The organism is Sphingobium sp. (assembly GCF_003248505.1).
Classification (GTDB): domain Bacteria; phylum Pseudomonadota; class Alphaproteobacteria; order Sphingomonadales; family Sphingomonadaceae; genus Sphingobium.
In genome coordinates, this window is the sequence record NZ_QFOA01000007.1 from 67125 (window position 1) to 88488 (window position 21364).

The 21364-nt window shown below is 66.3% G+C and carries 20 protein-coding genes and 1 tRNA gene; 7 read left to right on the plus strand and 14 right to left on the minus strand.

The genetic code is table 11. The features are described from left to right. The first annotated feature begins 2 nt into the window (after nt 1-2). Nucleotides 3-1457, plus strand: coding sequence for a TolC family protein (locus tag DI606_RS05115; RefSeq protein WP_293980309.1), 1455 nt, complete (start codon nt 3-5; stop codon nt 1455-1457). A 9-nt stretch (nt 1458-1466) separates the two neighbouring features. Here DI606_RS05115 and poxB read toward each other — a convergent pair whose 3' ends face one another. After that, nucleotides 1467-3215 (minus strand): ubiquinone-dependent pyruvate dehydrogenase, encoded by a 1749-nt coding sequence (poxB, locus tag DI606_RS05120; RefSeq protein WP_293980311.1) that lies wholly within the window; start codon nt 3213-3215, stop codon nt 1467-1469. A gap of 158 nt (nt 3216-3373) precedes the next feature. Here poxB and DI606_RS05125 point away from each other — a divergent pair, with 158 nt between their 5' ends. Then, a complete protein-coding gene (locus tag DI606_RS05125) occupies nt 3374-3796 on the plus strand; it encodes a DUF1810 domain-containing protein (RefSeq protein WP_293980313.1) in 423 nt (140 codons plus the stop codon). A 56-nt stretch (nt 3797-3852) separates the two neighbouring features. Here the strand turns inward: DI606_RS05125 and DI606_RS05130 are convergent, their stop codons facing one another. Then, complete coding sequence (locus DI606_RS05130; RefSeq protein ID WP_293980315.1) at nt 3853-5913, minus strand: catalase; 2061 nt, start codon at nt 5911-5913, stop codon at nt 3853-3855. A 330-nt stretch (nt 5914-6243) separates the two neighbouring features. Between DI606_RS05130 and DI606_RS05135 the strand changes: the two genes are divergently transcribed. Both DI606_RS05135 and DI606_RS05140 read left to right on the plus strand, forming a co-directional pair. Continuing rightward, nucleotides 6244-7413 carry an MFS transporter gene (locus tag DI606_RS05135; protein ID WP_293980357.1) on the plus strand — a complete coding sequence of 390 codons (1170 nt, stop codon included), beginning with the start codon at nt 6244-6246 and terminating at the stop codon, nt 7411-7413. A gap of 144 nt (nt 7414-7557) precedes the next feature. Beyond that, nucleotides 7558-9189: a Na+/H+ antiporter gene (locus DI606_RS05140; RefSeq protein ID WP_293980316.1), complete on the plus strand. Its 1632-nt coding sequence runs from the start codon at nt 7558-7560 to the stop codon at nt 9187-9189. Nucleotides 9190-9222: 33 nt separating this feature from the next. Here DI606_RS05140 and DI606_RS05145 read toward each other — a convergent pair. From DI606_RS05145 to DI606_RS05165, 5 genes are all read right to left on the minus strand, one after another. Beyond that, a tRNA-Arg gene (locus tag DI606_RS05145) sits at nt 9223-9299 on the minus strand. 37 nt (nt 9300-9336) lie between these two features. Then, on the minus strand, nt 9337-9813 hold the full coding sequence (locus DI606_RS05150; RefSeq protein WP_293980318.1) for a DUF1178 family protein: 477 nt from the start codon (nt 9811-9813) through the stop codon (nt 9337-9339). After that, on the minus strand, nt 9810-10640 hold the full coding sequence (locus DI606_RS05155) for a carbon-nitrogen hydrolase family protein (RefSeq protein ID WP_293980358.1): 831 nt from the start codon (nt 10638-10640) through the stop codon (nt 9810-9812). The genes DI606_RS05150 and DI606_RS05155 overlap by 4 nt, the downstream gene beginning before the upstream one ends. Before the next feature lie 5 nt (nt 10641-10645). Beyond that, nucleotides 10646-10903: a glutaredoxin 3 gene (gene grxC / locus DI606_RS05160; RefSeq protein WP_293980320.1), complete on the minus strand. Its 258-nt coding sequence runs from the start codon at nt 10901-10903 to the stop codon at nt 10646-10648. Between the two features lie 44 nt (nt 10904-10947). After that, entirely contained in the window at nt 10948-11703 is a 756-nt protein-coding gene (locus tag DI606_RS05165) for a ComF family protein (protein ID WP_293980321.1), read from the minus strand. Nucleotides 11704-11744: 41 nt separating this feature from the next. Here DI606_RS05165 and DI606_RS05170 point away from each other — a divergent pair, with 41 nt between their 5' ends. After that, a complete protein-coding gene (locus tag DI606_RS05170; protein WP_293980323.1) occupies nt 11745-12596 on the plus strand; it encodes a methyltransferase domain-containing protein in 852 nt (283 codons plus the stop codon). On the opposite strand, the gene DI606_RS05175 is transcribed toward DI606_RS05170, so the two are convergent. After that, nucleotides 12593-13471: a metallophosphoesterase gene (locus DI606_RS05175; protein ID WP_293980324.1), complete on the minus strand. Its 879-nt coding sequence runs from the start codon at nt 13469-13471 to the stop codon at nt 12593-12595. The genes DI606_RS05170 and DI606_RS05175 overlap by 4 nt on opposite strands. Nucleotides 13472-13542: 71 nt before the next feature. Here DI606_RS05175 and DI606_RS05180 point away from each other — a divergent pair, with 71 nt between their 5' ends. Further along, nucleotides 13543-14457: a diacylglycerol kinase family protein gene (locus tag DI606_RS05180; RefSeq protein ID WP_293980326.1), complete on the plus strand. Its 915-nt coding sequence runs from the start codon at nt 13543-13545 to the stop codon at nt 14455-14457. A gap of 78 nt (nt 14458-14535) precedes the next feature. On the opposite strand, the gene rpsI is transcribed toward DI606_RS05180, so the two are convergent. The 4 genes from rpsI to DI606_RS05200 form a co-directional block, all read right to left on the minus strand. Then, nucleotides 14536-15090, minus strand: coding sequence for a 30S ribosomal protein S9 (gene rpsI / locus DI606_RS05185; protein ID WP_293980328.1), 555 nt, complete (start codon nt 15088-15090; stop codon nt 14536-14538). Beyond that, the gene (gene rplM / locus DI606_RS05190) at nt 15090-15569 is read right to left on the minus strand and encodes a 50S ribosomal protein L13 (protein ID WP_293980330.1); all 480 of its coding nucleotides are present in this window, start codon (nt 15567-15569) and stop codon (nt 15090-15092) included. Before rplM ends, rpsI begins: the two co-directional genes overlap by 1 nt. Before the next feature lie 135 nt (nt 15570-15704). Beyond that, nucleotides 15705-16496, minus strand: coding sequence for a hypothetical protein (locus DI606_RS05195; protein ID WP_293980332.1), 792 nt, complete (start codon nt 16494-16496; stop codon nt 15705-15707). Continuing rightward, nucleotides 16493-17527 (minus strand): COX15/CtaA family protein, encoded by a 1035-nt coding sequence (locus DI606_RS05200; protein ID WP_293980333.1) that lies wholly within the window; start codon nt 17525-17527, stop codon nt 16493-16495. Before DI606_RS05200 ends, DI606_RS05195 begins: the two co-directional genes overlap by 4 nt. A 9-nt stretch (nt 17528-17536) precedes the next feature. Between DI606_RS05200 and DI606_RS05205 the strand changes: the two genes are divergently transcribed. Then, nucleotides 17537-19717 (plus strand): PAS domain-containing sensor histidine kinase, encoded by a 2181-nt coding sequence (locus DI606_RS05205; RefSeq protein WP_293980334.1) that lies wholly within the window; start codon nt 17537-17539, stop codon nt 19715-19717. A 22-nt stretch (nt 19718-19739) separates the two neighbouring features. On the opposite strand, the gene DI606_RS05210 is transcribed toward DI606_RS05205, so the two are convergent. Both DI606_RS05210 and DI606_RS05215 read right to left on the minus strand, forming a co-directional pair. Continuing rightward, the gene (locus DI606_RS05210) at nt 19740-20369 is read right to left on the minus strand and encodes a 2-dehydro-3-deoxy-6-phosphogalactonate aldolase (RefSeq protein WP_293980336.1); all 630 of its coding nucleotides are present in this window, start codon (nt 20367-20369) and stop codon (nt 19740-19742) included. After that, on the minus strand, nt 20366-21313 hold the full coding sequence (locus tag DI606_RS05215) for a 2-dehydro-3-deoxygalactonokinase (RefSeq protein WP_293980338.1): 948 nt from the start codon (nt 21311-21313) through the stop codon (nt 20366-20368). Before DI606_RS05215 ends, DI606_RS05210 begins: the two co-directional genes overlap by 4 nt. Nucleotides 21314-21364: the final 51 nt, after the last annotated feature.

Below are 21364 nucleotides of genomic sequence, written 5' to 3' on the forward strand. Positions count from 1 at the left end.
CGATGCGCATCGTGATCGGCATGAGCGCGCTGCTGGTCTTTGCCGCGCCGCCTGCGGCATGGGGACAGGCAGACAGAGCCCCTCCATCGGCGACAGGACCGAACGCGCCCCTGACGTTGCGCGAAGTACTGCAATCGTCGGCCCGGTCGGCGCCCGACATCATCGCGGCACTGGCCCGCAACCGGCAGGCCGAAGCCCGCGCGCTGTCGGCACAGGGTGCGTTCGACACTGTCTTCGCCGTGGAAGCGCGCAGCCGGGTCGCAGGCTATTATGACGGCACGGAATTTGCTGGAAAGACCGAGCAGCCGTTCACCGGCAACGGCGGATATGTCTACGGACAATATCGCGCGTCGCGCGGGGATTTCCCCGTCTATGAGGACAAGGCCTATACCAACCGCCTGGGCGAGGTTAAGGTCGGCGCGTTATATTCCCTGCTGCGCGACCGCCTGATCGATGCGAGGCGGTCGGACTTTCGGCTGGCGAACAACGATATCGACATTGCGCGATTCGAAACGAAAGCGACCGGCATCGGCGTGCAGGCGCGCGCCGCAGAGGCTTACCAGAAATGGGTTGCCGCCGGATTGAAGCTCAAAATCTACCAGTCGCTGCTTGCGTTAGCGCAGGACCGGACGAACGGGATCGAACGCCAGGTGCAACTGGGTGCCAAGCCGTCCATCCTGCTGACCGAGAATGAGGCGAACCTGGTCAAGCGGCAGGCCTTCGTGGTCGAGGCGCAGCAGGATTTTCGCGCGGCGGCGGTGAAGCTGTCGCTTTACTATCGCGATGCCGATGGCGCGCCGGTCGTCGTAGACGAAGCGCGGCTGCCCGGCGATGCCACGGCGCTGGGCGGGATGAGGACGGACCCCGCCTTCAACCTGGAAGGCCGCCCCGACTTCGCCATCATGCTGGAGGAAATCGACAAGGCGACGGTCCGGCTGGCGCTGGCGCGCAACGACATGCGCCCTCGGCTCGATCTGTCCGGCGAAGTCGCGAAGGATGTCGGCCCCGAAGGACTAGGCGGAGCCAGTCGCACCCCGCTGGAGATGATCGTGGGCGTGACGTTCAAGATCCCGCTCCAGAATCGCAAAGCCAGCGGTAAGCTCGCCGAAACGCAGGCGAAGATAGACGAACTGACGGTCAAGCAGCGGTTCCTGGCGGAAAAGATACGCGCCGAAGTGACGCAGATCGGCATCGAGGTGGAGACTGCCGGGCAGCTGATCGGGACGACGGAGCGGGAACTGGCACTGGCCCAGCGGCTCGCATCTGCCGAGCGCCGTCGATTCGACCTGGGGTCGAGCGACTTTTTCCTCGTCAACCAGCGCGAGGAAAGCGAGACGAACGCGGCGGTGAAGCTGATCGAAGCGCAGGCCCGCGTCGCTGCGGCCCGGACGGAACTCGCGGCAGCGACGGCGGACGAGGATGCCCTGGGGCTGAACATCCCCTCCGCATTGCCGTGAGCGCAGAGTTCACAAAAGGCGGGATAGCAGCCCGGCATTGGTCTTGCCGAGTTCCAGCACCTCGTCGCCCCGCCCGCTGATGATCGCCTTCGCCATGTAGAGAGTGAAGCCCTTCATCTGTTCGAGCGTGATCTTGGGCGGCATGGACAATTCGGTTCGCGCCGTGACCGCGTCGAGCAAGGCGGGGCCGGGATGGGCCAGAACCTCCCGCACCCCTGCCTCGACCTCGCCGGGGTCGGTGACACGCACGCCGTGTAGACCGATGGCGCGCGCCATCGCGGCGAAATCGGGGTTGTCGAGCGCGACGCCGGTTTCGATGAGACCGGCGGCCTTCATTTCCATTTCCACAAAGCCGAGCGTTCCGTTGTTGAAGACGATGATCTTGACCGGCAGGCCAAGCTGCCGGACCGTCAGCAATTCGCCCATCAGCATCGCAAGGCCGCCGTCGCCCGACAGCGTGACGACTTGCCGGGCGGGAAATGCCGCCTGTGCGCCGATCCCCTGCGGCAGCGCATTGGCCATCGATCCGTGATTGAACGATCCCAACAGCCTGCGACGTCCGTTCATCTTCAGATAGCGCGCCGCCCAGATGGTGGGCGTTCCCACGTCGCACGTGAACACCGCGTCATCGGCAGCAAGCTCGCTGACGACCCGTGCGACCTGCTGGGGATGGACGACACCGCTCCCCGGCTTGCCATGGGCCAGATCGTCCAGCCCTTCTCGCGCCTTGGCGTAGTTTTTGCGCGCCTCCTGCAGGAACGCCCCGTCGCGATCTGCCCGGAGCAGCGGCAGCAGGGCGTCGATCGTCGCGCCCACATCGCCCACCAGCCCGATGTCTATCGCCGTGCGACGGCCCAGATTTTCCGGGCGAAGGTCGATCTGCGCGACCTTCGCCTCGGTCGGATAGAATTGGCGATAGGGAAAGTCGGTGCCGAGCATCAGCAACGTATCGCAGCCCATCATCGCGTCGTAGCCGCTCGAAAAACCGATGAGGCCTGTCATGCCGACATCGTAAGGATTGTCATATTCCACGAACTCCTTGCCGCCCAGGGCGTGGACGACCGGTGCCTGAAGACGCTCCGCCACGCGGATAAGCTGGGCATGAGCGAGGCGGCAACCGCGTCCTGCCAAAATGGTGACGCGTCCTGCATCGTTCAGTAGCGTCGCAAGGGAATGAAGATCGTCGCCCGACGGCACGACGATGGCGGGCGGCGGCAGTAGCGCCGCCGACGACCGGGCCGGAAGCCCCTCTGCCGGACGCAACGCGACATCGCCCGGCATGGACACGACCGACACGCCGCGATGCCCAACCGCCGCGCGGATCGCGGTATCGAGCGTTCGCGGCATCTGGTCCGCATCGGAGACGGTTTCGCAATAGACGCTGCATTCGCGAAACAGCGCTTCGGGCCGCGTCTCCTGAAAATATTGGGAGCCTATCTCGCCGCTCGGTATCTGCGCGGCGATTGCCAGCACCGGCGCACGGGAGCGGTTGCAGTCGTAAAGACCGTTGATGAGGTGCATGTTGCCCGGCCCGCACGATCCCGCGCATACCGCCAGCTTGCCCGTCAGTTGCGCTTCGGCGCCAGCCGCGAAGGCCGCAGCCTCCTCATTACGGACATGGACCCATTCGATCTTGCCTTGTCGGCGCAGGCTGTCGGTAAGGCCATTGAGGCTGTCGCCCACGACCCCGTAGATCCGTTCGACCCCGGCGAGATGGAGGGTGTGGGCGAACAGGTCGGCGATGGTGGTTTTGGGCACGATGGTCTCCACGAATGGGTGGGCGTTGACAGATCACGGTCTGGCCCCCTGCAAACGCATCGCGTCCATCGAAGCTCCCGTCGGGATGCGGCTGGGGAACCGCAGGCGGTTTCGATCATCTCATTTCCTGCCGGAACCTTACAGAAAGAGCCTATCCCGTGGCCCAACCCGATCTGTCCCGCTTCGTCGAAGCTCAAAACGGCGTGTTCGAGACGGCGTTGGCCGAAATCGCGTCGGGGCGGAAACGAACGCACTGGATGTGGTTCATCTTTCCGCAGTTACGCGGCCTAGGTCATAGCGCGATGGCGCAGCATTACGGAATCGCGTCTCTTGAGGAAGCCCGCCTTTATCTCGACCATGTTCTGCTCGGAGCCCGTTACAGGTCGTGCGTTGCCGCACTTAACGAACTTGCGCCCGCCGATGCTGTGGATGTGTTCGGCGCGACGGACGCCATGAAATTGAGATCGTCGCTTACCCTGTTCGACGCGGTCGAACCGTCGACTATGTTCCAGGAAGCGCTGGCGCGGTTTTTTCATGGAAAGCGCGATGAAGCCACCCTTCGAATATTGTCGGGCGGCTAGCGGCATGGGGGTATCGCGACGGCTGCCCCTGGTCGGCAGCCGTCGCGATTTGCAGGTCAGGCCAATATTCTGACGCCCGGTTCGCGGTCGTAGAAGCGCCGGGCGGCCGCTTTCACAAAGGCATCGTCCAGACCGACGACGCCTTCATCCGGTTCGACGCCCGCCTTGTCGAGCAGCGGCTGCGCCGCGTCGCTCGCGCCGATGGCCTTAAGATGTCCAAAGGCGTTCATCACGAATTCGACAGCGGCGCTTTCCTTCAGCAGCATATCGCAGCCATCGGGCGACAGGATAACCGCGATCGCGTCGAAAAGCTGGCTCGGCGATCCAGCGAGTTGCCCGTCCGCCTTGCGCTGCGTTCCGTCCGACAGTTTCGCGCCGCCGACCTTGGGCGCGACCAGGAACGGCTTCCCCTTGGCTTTTTCCACCGCCTTCACGACCTTGTCGAGGACGGCGGCGTCGGTGCCGTCCGCGATGAGGATGCCGACGGTCCTGCCCTCGATCGTCGCCTTCATATTCTTGTGGATGGACAAGGCGTCCGAAGGCGGCATGTCGATGGGCTTTTTCGCCGCAGCCGACTTGGCTGGCAATTCGAGACCCAGACCGTCTGCCACACGCTGCGCCAGGTCTTCGTCTACGTTGCGAAGGTTGGCGAGCATCCGCACAGGCACCTGATCGAGCGAACTGACCTTCGACAGTTCGAACACGAAGGAGGAGGCGATGTGCGCTTGCTCATGCGCATCCTGCGAGCGATAAAAGAGCCGCGCCTGGCTGTAATGGTCGGCAAAGCTTTCAGAACGCACGCGCAGCTTGTCACCCGTCTCGTCCGGGCCGGTTTCGAGATTGGTGGTCACGAAGCCCTGTTTCGGGCTTTCGCGCGGTCCGCCATCCTCGCCATGGTCGGCCAAGCTGTTGGGCTCGTAATTGGCGCGCCCCTTGGGAACCAGCGTCTGCATCTTGCCGTCGCGCTGCATATTGGCGAAGGGGCAGCGTGGCGCGTTGATGGGAATCTGATGAAAGTTGGTGGTTCCGAGGCGCGAATTCTGCGTGTCGAGATAGCTGAACAGCCGCCCCTGCAGCAGCGGATCGTTCGAGAAGTCGATGCCCGGCACGATGTTCGACGGCAGGAACGCCACCTGTTCGGTTTCGGCGAAGAAATTGTCGGCGTTCCGGTTCAACGTCATCGTGCCGATGAGGCGGACGGGCACGTCCTCCTCCGGGATCAGCTTCGTCGCATCGAGCACGTCATAAGGCTGCGCGTCGGCGAAGGCCTGATCGAACACCTGGATGCCCAGATCCCATTGCGGGAAATCGCCGCCGTCAATCGCCTCGAACAGGTCGCGACGCTGATAGTCGTTGTCGGCGGCCTGCAATTTGAGCGCTTCGTCCCAAATGGTCGATTGCAGACCCAGACGCGGCTTCCAGTGGAACTTGACGAACTGCGCCTTGCCTTCGGCGTTCACCAGCTTGAACGTGTGGACGCCAAACCCCTCCATCATGCGGAAGCTGCGCGGCAGGGTGCGGTCGGACATCGCCCACATCAGCATGTGGGTCGTTTCCGGCATCAAGCTGGCCCAATCCCAGAACGTGTCGTGCGCGCTGCCCGCCTGCGGATAACCCCGGTCCGCCTCCATTTTAACAGCATGGACGAGATCTGGGAACTTGATCGCGTCCTGGATGAAGAAAACGGGGATGTTGTTGCCGACCAGATCCCAATTGCCTTCGCTCGTATAGAATTTGACGGCGAAGCCGCGCACGTCGCGCGGCGTATCGACCGAACCGGCTCCACCCGCCACGGTGGAAAAGCGGACGAAAACTTCCGTCTTCTCGCCCTTGCGAAACACCGCAGCCTTGGACAGGTCGGATATGTCGTCCGTCGCCTCGAACACGCCGTGTGCGCCGCTGCCACGAGCGTGGACGATACGCTCGGGAATACGTTCGTGATCGAAGTGGAAGATTTTCTCGCGCAGGACGAAGTCTTCGAGCAGGGTCGGGCCGCGTGCCCCGCTCTTGAGACTGTTTTGATTGTCGCTGATCGCCACGCCGTGGTTGGTGGTGAGCACGGATGTGCCTTCGCCGTCGGCGACCTGATGGGTCTCGCCGCCGGAGCCGGTGTTCATGGGGTCATTTTGCTGGGTCATCGAGAAACCTCTGGGTCCGAGTAGGACGACGCACATCGCGCCAATCCCTTACCCAACGCCTCAACAGCGATTTCGTCGCGAAGCCCCGCCATATTCGTGCCAAAGCCTCACATAGGGCAGGAATGGCCCCTGCCATGAGGCGCGCCCACTGTGCAGGGGCGTCGTCCACCAGCAACGCGGCATAACGCGACCCGACCGACGCAAGAGTGGACCGGCGGTGGCGAGCGGGATAGGGCGACTTCAACCGGACGACATTCAGCCAGGAGCCCCCCAACCGTGACAGCCCCCGCCAATGGCGAGGATCGCAATATGCTGCGTCGATCCGCCCTCACCCTGTCGATGGCGGCAGCGACCGGCATCGCGGTCGCCAATATCTATTACAACCAGCCGATGCTGGGCATCATGGAGCGGGATCTGGCAAGCCCTATGGCCAGCTTCGTGCCGACCGTCACACAATTAGGATATGCGGTAGGCCTGTTCATGCTGGTTCCGCTGGGCGACCTTATCGAACGAAAACGCCTGATCATGCTCCAGTTCTGCGGCCTGGCCATCGCATTGGCGATGACTGCCGCAGCCCCGGGTGCGGCGATGGTGCTTCTGGGATCGCTGCTGGTCGGCATCCTGTCGACGGTCGCGCAGCAGGTCGTTCCGCTGGCCGCCCATCTTGCTCCGCCGGAGAAGCGCGGCGCGACGGTCGGGACGGTCATGGCGGGCCTCCTTTGCGGCATTCTGCTAAGCCGCACGCTGTCCGGCTTCGTCGCGACACATGCAGGCTGGCGGGAGATGTTCTGGCTCGGCGTGCCGATGGCGCTGGGGGCCGGAGCGCTGATGGCGGTGATGCTGCCCGCAAGCAGGCCTGACACCACGCACAGCTACGGTTCGTTGATCCGATCGCTCGGCGGACTGTGGCTGGAGTTCGGGAGCCTGCGCAAGGCGGCGATCACGCAGGGCCTTTTATTCGCCGGGTTCAGCGCGTTCTGGACCATCCTGGCGCTGCACCTGCAAGAGCCGCGATTTGCGCTGGGCGCGGACGTCGCCGGACTGTTCGGCATCGTCGGCGCCGTAGGCATACTCGCCGCGCCGATGGCCGGGCGGATCGCCGACCGGCGCGGGCCTCATCTCGTCATCCTGATGGGGAGCGGCCTGACGCTGGCGGCATGGGCCGTGTTCGGCGGCATCGCCAGCGTGACGGGCCTGATCGTCGGCGTAATCCTGCTCGATTTCGGCGTACAGAGCGCACTCGTGTCGAACCAGCACATCGTCTACGCGCTCCGCCCCGAAGCCCGCGCGCGATTGAACACCATCTTCATGGGCACGATGTTCCTGGGCGGCACGACCGGGTCGGCAACGGCAACCGTCGCCTGGAACGTCGGCGGCTGGAGCGCCGTGGCATGCCTTGGCGTCATATTTTCCGCGCTGGCCACCGCGATCCAGTTGAACGGCCTCGGGGGCTTGCGGCGCGAAAAGCCCCGTCCGTAGCGACGGGTCGCTGCGGGCGGCGATGTGCAAAGCTGCTCCTCTTGCCTTGCCGGGGCCCGGCCACGCCCCGCCACGGCGAGGGTTGCAAAGCCCGCCCGCCCCTTTCTAAGGATGCCTTATTGCAGGAAATTTGGGAGTTGAAGGTTGGAGACCGTTTCCATCGTGCTGTTTCTGCTGCTGGCCGTCGTGGTCAGCGGGGCGGTTTCTCGCATGTTGCCTGTCTCCGTTCCCACGCCGCTCGTCCAGATCCTGCTCGGCGCGGTCATCGGCCTGTCCTCCTCCCACCGCGTCAGCCTCGACCCCGAACTGTTTCTGTTCCTGTTCCTGCCGCCGCTGTTGTTCCTCGACGGGTGGCGCATCCCCAAGGACGAATTGTTCAAGGATATCGGGACGGTTTTCGAACTGGCGCTAGGCCTTGTGCTGCTGACGGTGATCGGCATGGGTTTCTTCATCCACTGGATGATACCCGCGATGCCGCTGACCGTCGCTTTCGCGCTGGCCGCCGTAGTGTCCCCGACCGATCCGATCGCGGTGTCCGCCATCGCCGCGCGCGTGCCGATCCCCAAACGAATGATGCACATTCTCGAAGGCGAATCGCTGCTCAATGACGCGTCGGGCCTCGTCTGCCTGCGTTTCGCCATCGCGGCGGCGCTGACCGGCAGCTTCTCCGCCGGAGAAGCCGCGCTGAATTTCCTTTGGGTCGCGGGCGCGGGCCTCTTCATCGGCGTGGCGACGACCCTCTGCATCACGCGGGCCAAGGCCGCCGTGACGAAGCGCTGGGGCGAGGACACAGGGTCGCAGATCCTGGTCAGCCTGCTCATCCCCTTCGCGTCCTACATCCTTGCCGAGCATGTCCATGCGTCCGGCATATTGGCCGCCGTCGGCGCCGGCCTTACCATGACCTATGCCGAAATCTCTCGTCAGACGCTGGCGGTCACGCGGATGCGGCGCAATTCGGTGTGGGACACGATCCAGTTTACCCTTAACGGCATCATCTTCGTGCTGCTGGGCGAGCAATTGCCCGCAATCGTGCAGGGAGCGAAATCCACCGTCGCGCTGACGGGCCATGTATCGCCCTGGTGGCTGGCGGTCTATGTCGTCGCCATCGTCGCGGGCCTCGTCGCCCTGCGCTTTTCATGGGTGTGGCTGTCGTTGCGCCTCACCATCCTGCGGCAGGCGCCGCGCGGCGGCGGCATGACAAGCCCGAGCTGGCGGCTGGTCGCGGCGACATCCTTTGCCGGCGTGCGCGGTGCCATCACGCTCGCGGGTGTGCTGACGCTTCCGCTGGCGATGACGGACGGCACGCCCTTTCCGGCGCGCGACCTTGCCATTTTTCTTGCGGCGGGCGTGATCGTCCTTTCGCTCATCATCGCCAGCCTGACGCTCCCCGTCCTGCTCCGGAACCTGACCATGCCGCCGGAGCCTTCGCGGCAGGCGGAGGAAGACAGTTCGCGGATCGCCACCGCCACCGCCGCGATCCAGGCCATCGAGCGTCACCAGCATGTCCTTGCCGAACGGCATGGCGAAGCGGACATCTATGTGACTGCGGGCGGCAGCGTGATGGATCGCTATCGCGAACGCATCGAGGGGCTGCGCGGCAAGCAGACGGAAGAAATGACGACCGGCCATGTCCTCATGCGGGAGTTCGCGCTGGTCGGTCTTCAGGCCGAGCGCAGCGCGCTCGCCGCGCTGGTCCGCAGCCGCAAGATCACCAGCGCCGTCGCCCAGAAGATGACGCGCGAACTGGATCTGGCGGAAGCCCGCTATCGCGGCTGATCGTCCGTATTCCGGGCTTCATCTGGAAATGCATGGTGCGCCCAACAGGATTCGAACCTGTGGCCTTCGGATTAGGAATCCGACGCTCTATCCTGCTGAGCTATGGGCGCACGCCGTTCAGCGCTCTATTGCGCATGATCCTGTCGGTCAATTCTTGACATGGGGGGGCACCACCGGGAACGGCAGGGGAGCGACCTCTACGCCTTCCTCAATCAGCGCCTTGGCTTCGGCGGGCGCGACTTCGCCGTGGATGCTGCCGCGATCCTGTTCGCCATAGTGCATTGCCCGCGCCTGTTCGGCAAAGCCGCGCCCGACCCATGTCGATCCTTCGAGAACCTTGGCCTGCGCGGTGCGCAGCGCTTCCATCATCGCGTGCAGCCTAGCGGGGTCGGGGGCATTGGCCATGGCGGGCGCTGCATCGGCCTGTTCGCGGGGCGCGATGGCGCGGCTGTTGCCCTTGGGCGCGACGGCGGGTGCCATCACCGCCTTGGCGACGGCAGTGTCGTTGCAAAAGGGGCAGGCAATAAGGCCGCGCTCCTTCTGCTGCTCATAGTCCGCGCTGGAGCCGAACCAGGCTTCGAACACATGGCCATGGGCGCTGCATTTCAAGTCGAACACGATCACGAGATGACGACATCCTTGGGGATGGGGCGGCGATTGGCGATGGCTGGCACGCGGCTGCGCACATCCTCTACGCTCGCAAGGTCGAGATCGGCAAGGCCCAGCCCCGCGCCCTCCCCCATGTCGAGCCGCACCTCGCCCCAGGGATCGACGATCAGGCTGTGGCCATAGGTCGTCCGTCCGTCCTCATGCGTGCCGCTCTGAGCAGCGGCGATGACGAAGCAGCCCGCCTCGATCGCCCGGGCGCGGAGCAGCACATGCCAATGCGCCTGGCCTGTCGGAACCGTGAAGGCGGCAGGCGCGAGCAGGATCGTCGCGCCCGCATCGGTGAGCGCGCGATAGAGGTCGGGGAAACGCATGTCGTAACAGATGGAAAAGCCCATCCGCCCCCATGGCGTGTCGGCGGCCACCACCCGCTCCCCCGGACCGTAGACCGCCGATTCGCGCCAACTCTCTCCGGTCGCAAGATCGACATCGAACAGGTGGATCTTGTCATAGCGCGCGCGGATTTCGCCGCTGTCGTCGATCAGGAAGCTGCGGTTGGCGAGGCGGCCGTCCGCCGGCTCGTCCTTGAGCGGCAGGGACCCGAGATGGATCCAGAGCTTTTCGCGCGCCGCCGCTTCGCGCACCGCAGCGAGCACGGGGTCTTCGGCCTCACGCCGCAAATTGCCCGCCGCCCGTGCCCGGTCGCGGTCGAGGCAGCCCGCCATTTCGGGCGTGAAGAGCATATCCGCCCCCTCGCCCCTCGCGCGCGCCGCCATGTCCACGATGGCGGCGGCATTGCGGGCAGGATCGACTCCGCTCGTCATCTGGAAGATCGCGGCGCGCATCGTCGTCACTGGCCGAGCAGTTCGTCCAGCTTGCCGTCGCGGTCGAGCTGCATCAGGTCGTCGCTGCCACCGATATGGCGACCGTCGATGAAAATCTGGGGCACGGTGGTGCGACCGGGCGCGCGCTCCAGCATCTCCTCCCGCTTGGGGCCGCCCATCGTGATGTCATATTCCTGATATTCGACACCCTTGCCGTCGAGCAGCTTTCTGGCGCGGGCGCAGTATCCGCACCACGCCTTGGTATAGATTTCGACATTCGCCATGATGTGCTCCTTCGGTCGGCAAATTGGGTGAACGCGCCGCTTTGTCAATCGGCCCCGTGATCGTCGGGCATGACCCGCGCCCAACACAATAGGTGGACGGCGCGCACCTGCCCCTGCCGCAACACGCGTGCGCAGGCGGCGGCGGTGGCGCCGCTGGTGTGCACATCGTCGATCAGCAACACCGGGCGCCCGGACAAGGAGTGGCCCTGCCGCAGCGCGAACGCGTCTTTCACAGCGCGAGCGCGGGCGGCGGGTTTCATGGCGCGCAGGGGCTTCGTGCGGCGGGTGCGAAGGAGAGCGTGCTTGTCCACGGGCCAGCCCGTCAGCCGCCCGAGATGGTCGGCGATCAGCGCCGCCTGGTTGAACCCGCGCCACCACAGCCGCCAGCGGTGCAGCGGCACGGGAACGATCACCGGCGCGTCCGCGCCCTCGAACCGACCGACATGGCGCTGCATCTGTCGTGCGATGAGACCGGCGAGCGCGACGCGCCGCCCGTATTTCAGACGCAGCGCAACCATGCGCGCGACATCGCCATAGGCCAGCACGGCGCGCGCGCTGTCCCAGGGCGGGGGATCGGCAAGGCAGGCATCGCATGGCGCGCCCTCCCCCATATCGTGCTGAAAAGGAATGCCGCACCGTGCGCAGCAGGGCTCGCCCAGAAATGCCATGCCGCTCCAGCAGTCGAGGCAGAAGGCGTGGTCTTCCCCGACGATCACGCCGCATCCGGGGCAGCGGGGCGGCAGCGCATAATCGAGCGCGGGGCGCAGTGCGGCCTTGAGAAGCGGAGCGAGAGGCATCATCTGCCTTGTCCCCGCTTCCCGCCTTCTGCACAAGGCCCGCCATGGACGACCACCCCGACATATTCGACCGCGCCCGCCGCGCCCGCCAGCGCGACCGGATGATGCCGCGCTTTGCCGCGCACGACTTCCTGTATCGCGCGATGCTGGACGAACTGCTCGACCGGCTGGGCGACGTGCAGCGCCCCCTGCCCGAAGCGCTGGTGATCGGAACGCCCGACGGCAGCGCGCGAGCGGCGCTGGAGGCGATGGGCAAGCGAGTGGCGTGCGCCGATCCGGGCTTTCTGGCGGCCCGGACGAACGGCGGGATGCAGGTCGATGAAGACGCGCTGCCCTTTGCCGACGAGAGTTTCGACCTGATCGTCGCCTGCGGCACGCTGGACAGCGTCAACGATCTGCCCGGCGCGCTTATCCTGATGCAGCGCATCCTGCGGCCCGACGGGTTGATGCTGGCGGCGTTCAGCGGCGCTGGCAGCCTGTCCCGGCTCAAGAGCGCGCTGCTGGCGGCGGAGGGCGATCGGCCGGGCCAGCATGCGCACCCACAGGTCGACGTGCGGTCGGCGGGCGACCTGCTCGGCCGGGCGGGCTTTGCCATGCCGGTGGCGGACGGGGACGTGCTGACCATCCGCTATGGCGACGTGTTGCGGCTGATGCACGACCTTCGCGGCATGGGGTCGGGCAATGTGTTGTCGACGCGCGCGCCGTCGCTTACCCGCACCACGATCATGCGCGCGGCGGCGCATTTTGCCGAGGCAGCCGACCCGGACGGACGGACGGCGGAACAGATGGCGGTGGTCTATCTGTCCGGATGGAAGCCTGACGCCAGCCAAGCCAAACCCGCCCGGCGGGGAAGCGCCACGGTTTCGCTGGCCGCCGCGCTCAAGACCAAAGGCTAGGCACGGGCATGGTGCGCCGCTGAGGAGCCGACCGTGGGTGGATCGATCATGTCGCGGTGGCCCCAGTCCACGCCGTGGCGGCAATATTCGACATGGCTCGCGCGGCGGAAGGCGTTGCCGTCCCAGACGATGACCTGCAACTCCATCCGGTTGTTGCGGCGGACATGCAACCAGTTGAAGCTTTGCGGTTCCTCGTTGCGAAGACGCGTCGAGGTGGCGGTGCCCGCCTGGATCACCAGCGCGCCGCCGCTGTGATCGACCATCTTTTCCGCCGCTTCCGCATAGGTGCGATGGAAATGCCCCGCAAGCGCGACATGCACCCCCGCCTCGCACACCGCCTTGATGGCGTCGTCATGCCGACCGACCGCTTCGCTCAGTTCGTTGCCCTTGCCGATGGGCATCGCGAAGAGCGGATGGTGGGTGACGAGGATACGGGTCTTGTCCCGAGCGACGGGCGCGAACCGTTCACGGAGCAGATCGAGCTGGTCGTGGTTGATTCGCCCGTCCTTGATCGTCAGCGAGCGGGCCGTGTTGAGGCCCAGGATTGCAACCTCGTCATCCTCATACCAGGGACAAAGGACGTTGCTGATATAGCGTTCGTAGCGGTCAAGCGGAGCGACGAAGCGTCGGACCACATCGTAGAGCGGGATGTCGTGATTGCCCGGCACGACCAGCGTGCGCAGCCCCGAAGCGCGCAACCGGTTGAGCCAGCCGGACGCGGCGCGAAACTGGCCGACCCGCGCCCGCTGCGTGAAATCGCCGCTGATGACGACGAGGTCGGGACGCCGTTCCTCCAGCCAGGCGGTGGCGGCGTCGACGATGCGGGGATCGTTCGCGCCGAAGTGGATGTCGGACAGATGAGCGATGCGGACCATGGGTAAGGAAACGAATCCTTCGCCGATGGTTTCCACGCGGACCTTAATCCGGGCGCCCGTGTTATTGCGGCATGGAAACGAAGCCACTTCCCAAGGACGCCGTGCTGATCGTCAATGCGCACAGTCGGCGCGGCCAGGATCATTTCGAGCAGGCGCGCGACAAGCTGGAGGCGGCGGGCGTGCGCCTGATCGCGGCCCACGCAGTCGACGACCCCGAACAGATGGCATCGACGGTGGCAAAGGCAGTGGCCGACGGCGCGCCGATGGTGATCGTGGGCGGCGGCGACGGTTCGTTGTCCGGCACGGTCGACGAACTGGTCGGCAAGGATTGCGTGTTCGGCGTGCTGCCGCTCGGCACCGCGAACAGCTTTGCCCGGACGTTGGGCCTGCCGCTGGACATCGACGGCGCGGTCAAGGCCATCGCGACCGGCAAGCGGCGGCGCGTGGACCTGGGCATGATCGACCGCGACTATTTCGTGAATGCCGCATCGCTCGGCCTGTCGCCCATCATCGGGCGGACGGTGCCGCATAAGCTGAAGCGCTATCTGGGGAGAGTGGGCTATCTGCTCTGGGCGGTGAAATGCTCGGTCGGGTTCCGCGCCTTTCGCCTGGTCATCGACGATGGCGAGAAGGAACGCCGGATGTGGTCGACCGAAGTCCGCGTCCTCAACGGCCCCTATCATGGCGGCGTCGAATTGTCCGATTCGGCGGCGGTCGATACGGGGAAGATCGTCATCCAGGCGGTCGTAGGCCGCAGCAAGCCTCGTCTCGCCTGGGACTGGTACGCAAAGTTCGTGAAGCTGCGGGACAAGAACAGCCATACCGAGGAGTTTCACGGCACCTGCTTCCGCATCGATACCAAGCCCCGCCAACGCATCTCCATCGACGGGGAAGTGCTGGCGAAGACACCCGCGACGGTGAAGATCGCGGCGGGCGCGGTGGAGGTGGCGGTGCCGCAGGACGCCGGTTCCGAGACAACGAAGTAGACAGCTGAACGCATATTTTCAGGACAACAAAAAAGGGGCCGGATAACCGGCCCCTTTTTTGTAACGGTATCGAAACGATCAGCGCTTCGAGAACTGGAAGCTGCGGCGGGCCTTCGCCTTGCCGTACTTCTTACGTTCGACGACGCGGCTGTCGCGGGTCAGGAAGCCTTCGGCCTTGACCGCGCTGCGCAGCGCCGGCTCATATTTGCTGAGCGCCTGGGCGATGCCGTGCTTGACCGCGCCGGCCTGACCCGAAAGGCCACCGCCCTTGACGGTGCAGATCACGTCATACTGGCCTTCGCGCTCGGTCACGCCGAACGGCTGGTTGATGACGAGACGCAGGGTCGGACGGGCGAAATAGATTTCCTGATCGCGACCGTTGACCGTGATCTTGCCGGTGCCGGGCTTTACCCAGACGCGGGCGACGGCGTCCTTGCGGCGGCCGGTGGCATAGGCGCGACCGAGGCCGTCGATTTCCTGCGCGCGCAGCGGGGCGGAGGGCTGAACCGGAGCGGCAGGCGCTTCGCCGCCTTCGACGGGCGCGGCAGCCGGTGCGTCGGCAGCGGCGGCAGGAGCGGGAGCGTTGGCGGTCAGCGACGCGAGGTCGGACAGGGACTGGCGGTTATCGGACATTATGCACCCACCTTGTTCTTGCGGTTGCGCGACGCGAAGTCGAGCACTTCGGGGTTCTGGGCTTCATGGACATGGTCGGCACCGGCGAAGATACGCAGGTTGCGCATCTGCTGGCGACCCAGCGGACCGCGGGGGATCATACGCTCGACGGCCTTTTCCAGGACGCGCTCGGGAAAGCGGCCTTCCAGGATCTTGGCAGGCGTCGTTTCCTTGATGCCGCCGGCATAGCCGGTGTGCTTGTAATAGACCTTGTCGGTCAGCTTGCGGCCCGTGAACTTCACCTTTGCCGCGTTGATGATGATGACATTGTCACCGCAATCGACATGGGGGGTGAAGGACGTCTTGTGCTTGCCGCGCAGGATGTTTGCGACGGTCGAGGCGAGGCGGCCGACGACGAGACCTTCCGCGTCGATCAGGATCCACTTCTTTTCGACCGTGGCCGGGGTCGCCGGCTTGGTGGTCTTCATCAGCGCCTTCATGGTGCTTATGCTCCAAACGATAAAAAGGAACCTGGCGTCGTTGCCGACACCCGGAAGTGGGGCGCTGATGATGGAGATGGCCATGGAAGTCAAGAGATTCGGGGCGATTGGCGACGGGTAAAATAATACCTTCGGCTAATCGGCGGGTGTAAGGGTGCGGTTTTCGGTCAAGGTCCGGGGCCCTGCCGCAAGCGTGCGGTCCTGCCGTTCGACAAGGCCCGTGACGGTGGAAAGGCGATAGCGGACGCCCAGTTCCACCCCCTGCCCGGCCAGCTTTTCCTCCAGGTCGAGCGCGTCGGGAGCACGCCCGGTGACGCGCAGCGTGCCTTCGACCGGCACCGGGCGGGCTAGCGGGCTGCCGGCGACGGTGCGCACGCCCCGGCCCGGTCCGTCCTCCACGCCGGAGCCGGCAAAGAGGAACAGCGGCTGATATTCCCCGGCAAGCAGCGCGATGCGCCCTTCCGCTCCCAGGCTGTCGAACAGCGCCCTGACGCGAAGCGCGGCGGCGCGGTCCTCGCTCTTTTCCGGCAGGGTGCGCAACATGTCGGCAAGGCCGCCCGTCACCTTCGCCCACACCGCGTCGCCGTCGCGCAGCGAAGCGATCCGCCCGGCAGGATCGAGAACGAAGCGCATCTCGACCCCGGTCAGCGGCTGCAACGCGGCGCGATAGGGCGCGGCCTGCGCGGACGGCGCATCGGTGTCGAGCCGGCGCAAGGTCGCGACGAGGAGGAGGACATCGCCCTCCTTCTCGAACCGCACATCCCGGTCGGTTACGAAATGGAAGGGCCGGTCGGCGAGCGCGCGGTGCTGGTCGATGCGGTAGTGCAACGCCTTGCCCAGCGGCGGCGCGAAGGGGATCGCGACGGTTTCGGCGAAAGCCGTTGCCGGAACCGCAAGCGCCGCCAGCGCCAGGAGCGCGCGGATCATGCGCGCCGCGTGCCCACCGCATGGGCGGCGAAGGCGGCGGAGGCCACCACCAGCGCGCCGACCGCCTGGTGCAGCACCGCGAGCGGCAGGGCGATGCCGCTTACCACCGTGGCGATGCCGAGCGCGATCTGCGTGCCGACGCTGGCGTGGACGGCGATCGCGGCGCGACGCTCCCCCGCCCGCTTCGCGCGCGCGGCGAGCAGGAACAGGCCCGCCGCCGCGACCCACGCCCACCAGCGATGGAGGAAGTGGACGAGATAGGGGTCGCTCGACACCGTGGTCCAGAGCGATCCCATCCAGCTGATCCCTTCGGGCACGAGACGGTCGTTCATCAGCGGCCAGCTGTTCGACACATAGCCCGCGTCCAGCCCGGCGGTGAATGCGCCCAGCATCAGCTGGACCGCGAGCAGCAGCAGAACGACCAGCGCGACGGGCCGAAGGCGCGCAGGGCGGGCGGAGGGCGAACGAGCGAGCGCGAAAAGGTCGAGCGCGGTCCAGATGAGTCCGCCCATGATGAACAGAGCGGTGAGGAGATGGACGGCGAGGCGATAGTGGCTGACATCCGTACGGACCGACAGGCCCGACTTCACCATCCACCAACCGATGGCTCCCTGCAATCCGCCCAGCGCCAGCAGCGCGACGAGGCGCGGGCCATAGCCCCGCGGGATCGCCCGCGTCCACGCGAACCAGATGAGCGGCACCGCGAACGCCAGTCCGATGACGCGACCGAGCAGGCGGTGAAGCCATTCCCAGAAAAAGATGAACTGGAAATCGGACAGGCTCATGCCCCGGTTGATCTCCCGATATTCGGGGATCTGCTGGTAGAGGCGAAAGGCATCCATCCACTGGTCGTGGGTGAGCGGCGGGATCGCGCCTGTGATCGGCTTCCATTGCGTGATCGACAGGCCGGATTCGGTCAGGCGGGTGATGCCGCCCACCACGACCATGCAAAAAACGAGGGCGGCGACGCCGAGCAGCCAGCGGCCAATGGCCTGCGGGCGCGGCGCGGAAAAGCGGGATGCGCGGGTCATGCCGGGTCCATGCGCCCAACCCCGCGCCTTTTCAAGCGGGCCGAATGGGTCAGTTCGTCCCACCTGTGCGATGGGCGGGAAACCAATTGGGTCGGGAAGACGTATGAAGAGCATGAAGAGGATGCCGAAACACAGGGACTTCCCATGACGGACCGAACGGCGGACACCGCCGCGATGATGGCGACACAGGGGCCGCTGGGCGCCCTGACCGCTGCGATCGACAAGTCGTCGCCGCTCGGCCCCGTGGCCGGATGGTCTCCCGCGCTCGTTTCGACGGTGCGGCTTCTTCTGTCGTCGCGCGCGGAGATCGTGTTGTTCTGGGGGCCGGATCTGTGCGCGCTCTATAACGAAGCCTATGCCCCGACCATCGGCGACAAGCACCCGCGCGCGCTGGGCCGACCGGCGCGCGAAGGCTGGGCGGAATTGTGGGACGACCTCGAGCCGCTGCTGCGGTCCGTGCTGGAAAAGGGCGAGACGATCCATGCCAAGGACCGGCCCTTCTATATCGAGCGGGACGGCGGACAGGGCGAGGAGGTCTTCTTCGACATCAGCTATTCGCCCGTCTACGAAGCGGACGGGTCCATCGGCGGCGTGCTTTGCATCGTCAGCGAAACGACGCAGCGGGTGCGGGGCGAACGCGCGATGCGCGCCGACCGCAACCGGCTCTGGGCACTGGCGCGGGACCCGTTCCTGATCGCCGATGCGGCGGGCGTGTGGCTGGCGGTCAGTCCGGCCTGGACGGAACTGCTCGGGTGGAGCGAGGCGGAGCTTGTCGGTCGAACGTCGGAATGGATGGAGCATCCCGACGACCGGGCCGACACCCGCGAGCAGATCGAGAGCCTTTCCGCCGGCATCCCCGTCCTGCGCTTCGACAACCGGTTCCGCACCAAGTCGGGCGATTATCGCACGTTCAGCTGGACGGCGGTGCCGGAAGGCGACCTGCTCTATTGCGTTGCGCGCGACGTGACCGAGCAGCGCGACCATGCCCACAAGCTCGCCGAAGCCGAAGCGGCGCTGCGGCAGGCGCAGAAGATGGAGACGCTGGGCCAGCTGACCGGCGGTGTCGCGCATGATTTCAACAATCTGCTTCAGGTGGTGTGCGGCAACCTTGACCTGTTGCGGCGGGGATTGCCGTCCGATGCCGTGCGATTGCGCGCCATGGTGGAACGGGCGATGGCGGGTGCGGACAAGGCGGCGGTGCTGACGCAGCGGCTGCTTGCCTTTTCGCGTCGCCAGCCGCTCGACCCGCGCCGGGCCGACCCCAACCGGCTGGTCGCGGGCATGTCCGAACTGCTGCGCCGGACGCTGGGCGAGACGATCGCAGTGCACACGGTCGAGGCACCGGACGCCTGGCCGGTGGAGGTCGATGTCAACCAGATGGAAAATGCGCTGCTGAACCTTGCGGTCAACGCGAGGGATGCGATGCCCGAAGGCGGCGCGCTGACCATCCGGGTCGAAAATTGCCACGTCGAGGCGCGCGAAGACGATAATGGAGAGACCATCGCACCCGGTCCCCATGTGCTAATCGAAGTCGCGGACACGGGCGAGGGCATGGATGCGCAGACGCTGGCTCACGCCATCGAGCCGTTTTTCACCACCAAGGAAGTAGGGCGCGGCACCGGGCTCGGCCTGTCGATGGTCTATGGCTTCATCCGCCAGTCGGGCGGGCAGATGCAGGTGGCGTCGGAACCGGGGCATGGCACCAGCGTGCGCCTGTACCTGCCGCGCCACGCCGATGGAGCCGACATGCCGCCGCTCTCTCCCGCAGGGACCGCCGACACGCCGCCGCAGGGGCATGAGGTGATCCTGCTGTGCGAAGATGACGAGGCGGTGCGCGCCTATTCGGTCGAGGTGCTGAGCGAACTGGGATACCGGGTGCTGCCGGCGGAAGACGGGCCGTCCGCGCTCGCCGAACTGGAAAAGGCGCAGGAGGAGATCGACCTGCTGTTCACGGACGTGGTGCTGCCGGGCGGGATGACCGGCGCCGACCTGGCCGACGCGGTCCATGCACGCCGGCCCGACCTCAAGGTGCTGTTCACCAGCGGCTACGCCCGCGATGCCATCGTCCATGACGGTCGGCTGGACGCGGGGATCGACTTGTTGCCCAAGCCGTTCACCTATGCCGATCTGGCCGCGCGAGTGCGGGCGCTGCTCGACCGTCCCATCGCCGAGCCGGAAGGCGCGGAGTAAGGCCGCCCGCCCCTGCCATGTTTCAGCCGAGCGTGCGCCACGCCGAGACGAGCGCACGGGCGCGCTCGCCCACCAGTTCAGCGTCGTCCCCGGCACGGTAGAGCGCGCCGCCGACGCCAATGCCCTCGCATCCCGCCTCCAGCCATGCGCCGACAGTGTCCGCGCCCGTGCCCCCCACCGCCCAGACACCGACATCGCGCGGCAAGACGTCGCGCACCGCCTTCACATAATCGCCGCCCAGCCGCGCTGCGGGAAACAGCTTGATCCGGCGCGCCCCGGCGGCGATGGCGGCGAAGGCTTCGCTTGGCGTCATGAAACCGGGCAGCAGATCGAGGCCCAGCGCCGCGCCCCGCGCGATGACGGCGGGATCGGTGTTGGGCGTCACCATGATGCGTCCGCCCGCGCCATGGAGCGCCTCGACCGCTGCGACGCTCAACACCGTGCCCCCGCCGATCAGCGCGCGATCGCCGAAGGCGTCCTGCATCGCGGCGATGCTGGCAAGCGGATCGGGCGAATTGAGGGGCACTTCGAGAATATGGATGCCCGCAGAGATCAGGGCCGCGCCTATGTCGAGCGCTTCGTGCGGGCGGATGCCGCGCAGGATGGCGCAGACCGGCGGCGCACCGTCGGCAAGCAACTGGTCGAGCGTCATGCATATTCTCCTGCCGATTGAAGGCCTGCCAGCGCGCAGGCGTCGCCATCCATCGTCCGAGCCGGGCGACCCGCCGCGCCCAGCGCGCGAGCGTAGCGCCCGGTCAGGCTTTCGTCACCGATGAGCGTGATATCGTCCGCCTCCCCCAGCATCGCCAGCATATCTGCAACCTCGCAGCCGATGAGGATGCCCGACAGATAGCCCGCCGCCCAGTCGTCGGGCCGCCCGGCCCGAAGGCGCATGGCGCGGGCGGCGAACAGCGAAGGCAACAGCTTGCCCGCGCCTGCGCGCTCGAGCCCCTCGGCAAAGCCATCCTCCTGCGCGACGGGATCGGACACCGCGCCCGACGGCGGCGCGAGCGTCGAACGGTGGCGCAGGAGCGCGAAGAGTTCGCCGGTCGGCACGGTGCGGAAGGACAGCAGGCGGCCATCCTCCATCGCGCACCATTTGTTGTGCGTACCCGGCAGGATGAGGGTGCGCCGTCCGTGCGCCAGCGCCGGGTCGATCCGGCAGGCGCCGAATATCTGCGTTTCCTCGCCGCGCATCACGTCGGGAAGGCCGTCGACGCCCTCGCACGCAAGGCCCGCCAGGATCGCCACCCGCATGCCGCGCCAGTCGAAGCGCACGGCCTGCCCCGCCCATGCCGCAGCGTCGGCGGGGCATGGGGCGTAGGGCGCTTCGTGCCAACCGTCGCGCGCGCCCGCCATGCCGCAAAGCGTCAGCCCGCTCGCCCCCCCCCGCTCCATCCACGGTTCGAGCGCCGCAGCCAGCGCCGCTTCCGCCGCGCCGCCGACCTGGCCGATGCCCGGACCCGTTACGCGGTCCACGACACGCCCCTCCTCCACCCGGAACAAGCGCAGCCGGGTGGTGCCCCAGTCGCCGAGGATGGCGAAGCGGATTGCAGGATCGGTCGGGGGAGAAAAATCGTCGGTGCGGCGCGCCATGGCGTTTCCGGTCCTTGAAATGGAATATGTATGAGTATATCGGAATGGCGA

Excerpts from the sequence above, each read along its gene's own strand:
- DI606_RS05115 (WP_293980309.1), top strand. The coding sequence starts at position 3 with ATGCGCATCGTGATCGGCATGAGCGCGCTGCTGGTCTTTGCCGCGCCG.
- DI606_RS05130 (WP_293980315.1), bottom strand. The coding sequence starts at position 5,913 with ATGAACACCGGCTCCGGCGGCGAGACCCATCAGGTCGCCGACGGCGAA.
- DI606_RS05135 (WP_293980357.1), top strand. The coding sequence starts at position 6,244 with ATGCTGCGTCGATCCGCCCTCACCCTGTCGATGGCGGCAGCGACCGGC.
- DI606_RS05155 (WP_293980358.1), bottom strand. The coding sequence starts at position 10,640 with ATGCGCGCCGCGATCTTCCAGATGACGAGCGGAGTCGATCCTGCCCGC.
- grxC (WP_293980320.1), bottom strand. The coding sequence starts at position 10,903 with ATGGCGAATGTCGAAATCTATACCAAGGCGTGGTGCGGATACTGCGCC.
- DI606_RS05165 (WP_293980321.1), bottom strand. The coding sequence starts at position 11,703 with ATGATGCCTCTCGCTCCGCTTCTCAAGGCCGCACTGCGCCCCGCGCTC.
- DI606_RS05170 (WP_293980323.1), top strand. The coding sequence starts at position 11,745 with ATGGACGACCACCCCGACATATTCGACCGCGCCCGCCGCGCCCGCCAG.
- DI606_RS05175 (WP_293980324.1), bottom strand. The coding sequence starts at position 13,471 with ATGGTCCGCATCGCTCATCTGTCCGACATCCACTTCGGCGCGAACGAT.
- DI606_RS05180 (WP_293980326.1), top strand. The coding sequence starts at position 13,543 with ATGGAAACGAAGCCACTTCCCAAGGACGCCGTGCTGATCGTCAATGCG.
- rpsI (WP_293980328.1), bottom strand. The coding sequence starts at position 15,090 with ATGTCCGATAACCGCCAGTCCCTGTCCGACCTCGCGTCGCTGACCGCC.
- rplM (WP_293980330.1), bottom strand. The coding sequence starts at position 15,569 with ATGAAGGCGCTGATGAAGACCACCAAGCCGGCGACCCCGGCCACGGTC.
- DI606_RS05195 (WP_293980332.1), bottom strand. The coding sequence starts at position 16,496 with ATGATCCGCGCGCTCCTGGCGCTGGCGGCGCTTGCGGTTCCGGCAACG.
- DI606_RS05200 (WP_293980333.1), bottom strand. The coding sequence starts at position 17,527 with ATGACCCGCGCATCCCGCTTTTCCGCGCCGCGCCCGCAGGCCATTGGC.
- DI606_RS05205 (WP_293980334.1), top strand. The coding sequence starts at position 17,537 with ATGCGCCCAACCCCGCGCCTTTTCAAGCGGGCCGAATGGGTCAGTTCG.
- DI606_RS05210 (WP_293980336.1), bottom strand. The coding sequence starts at position 20,369 with ATGACGCTCGACCAGTTGCTTGCCGACGGTGCGCCGCCGGTCTGCGCC.
- DI606_RS05215 (WP_293980338.1), bottom strand. The coding sequence starts at position 21,313 with ATGGCGCGCCGCACCGACGATTTTTCTCCCCCGACCGATCCTGCAATC.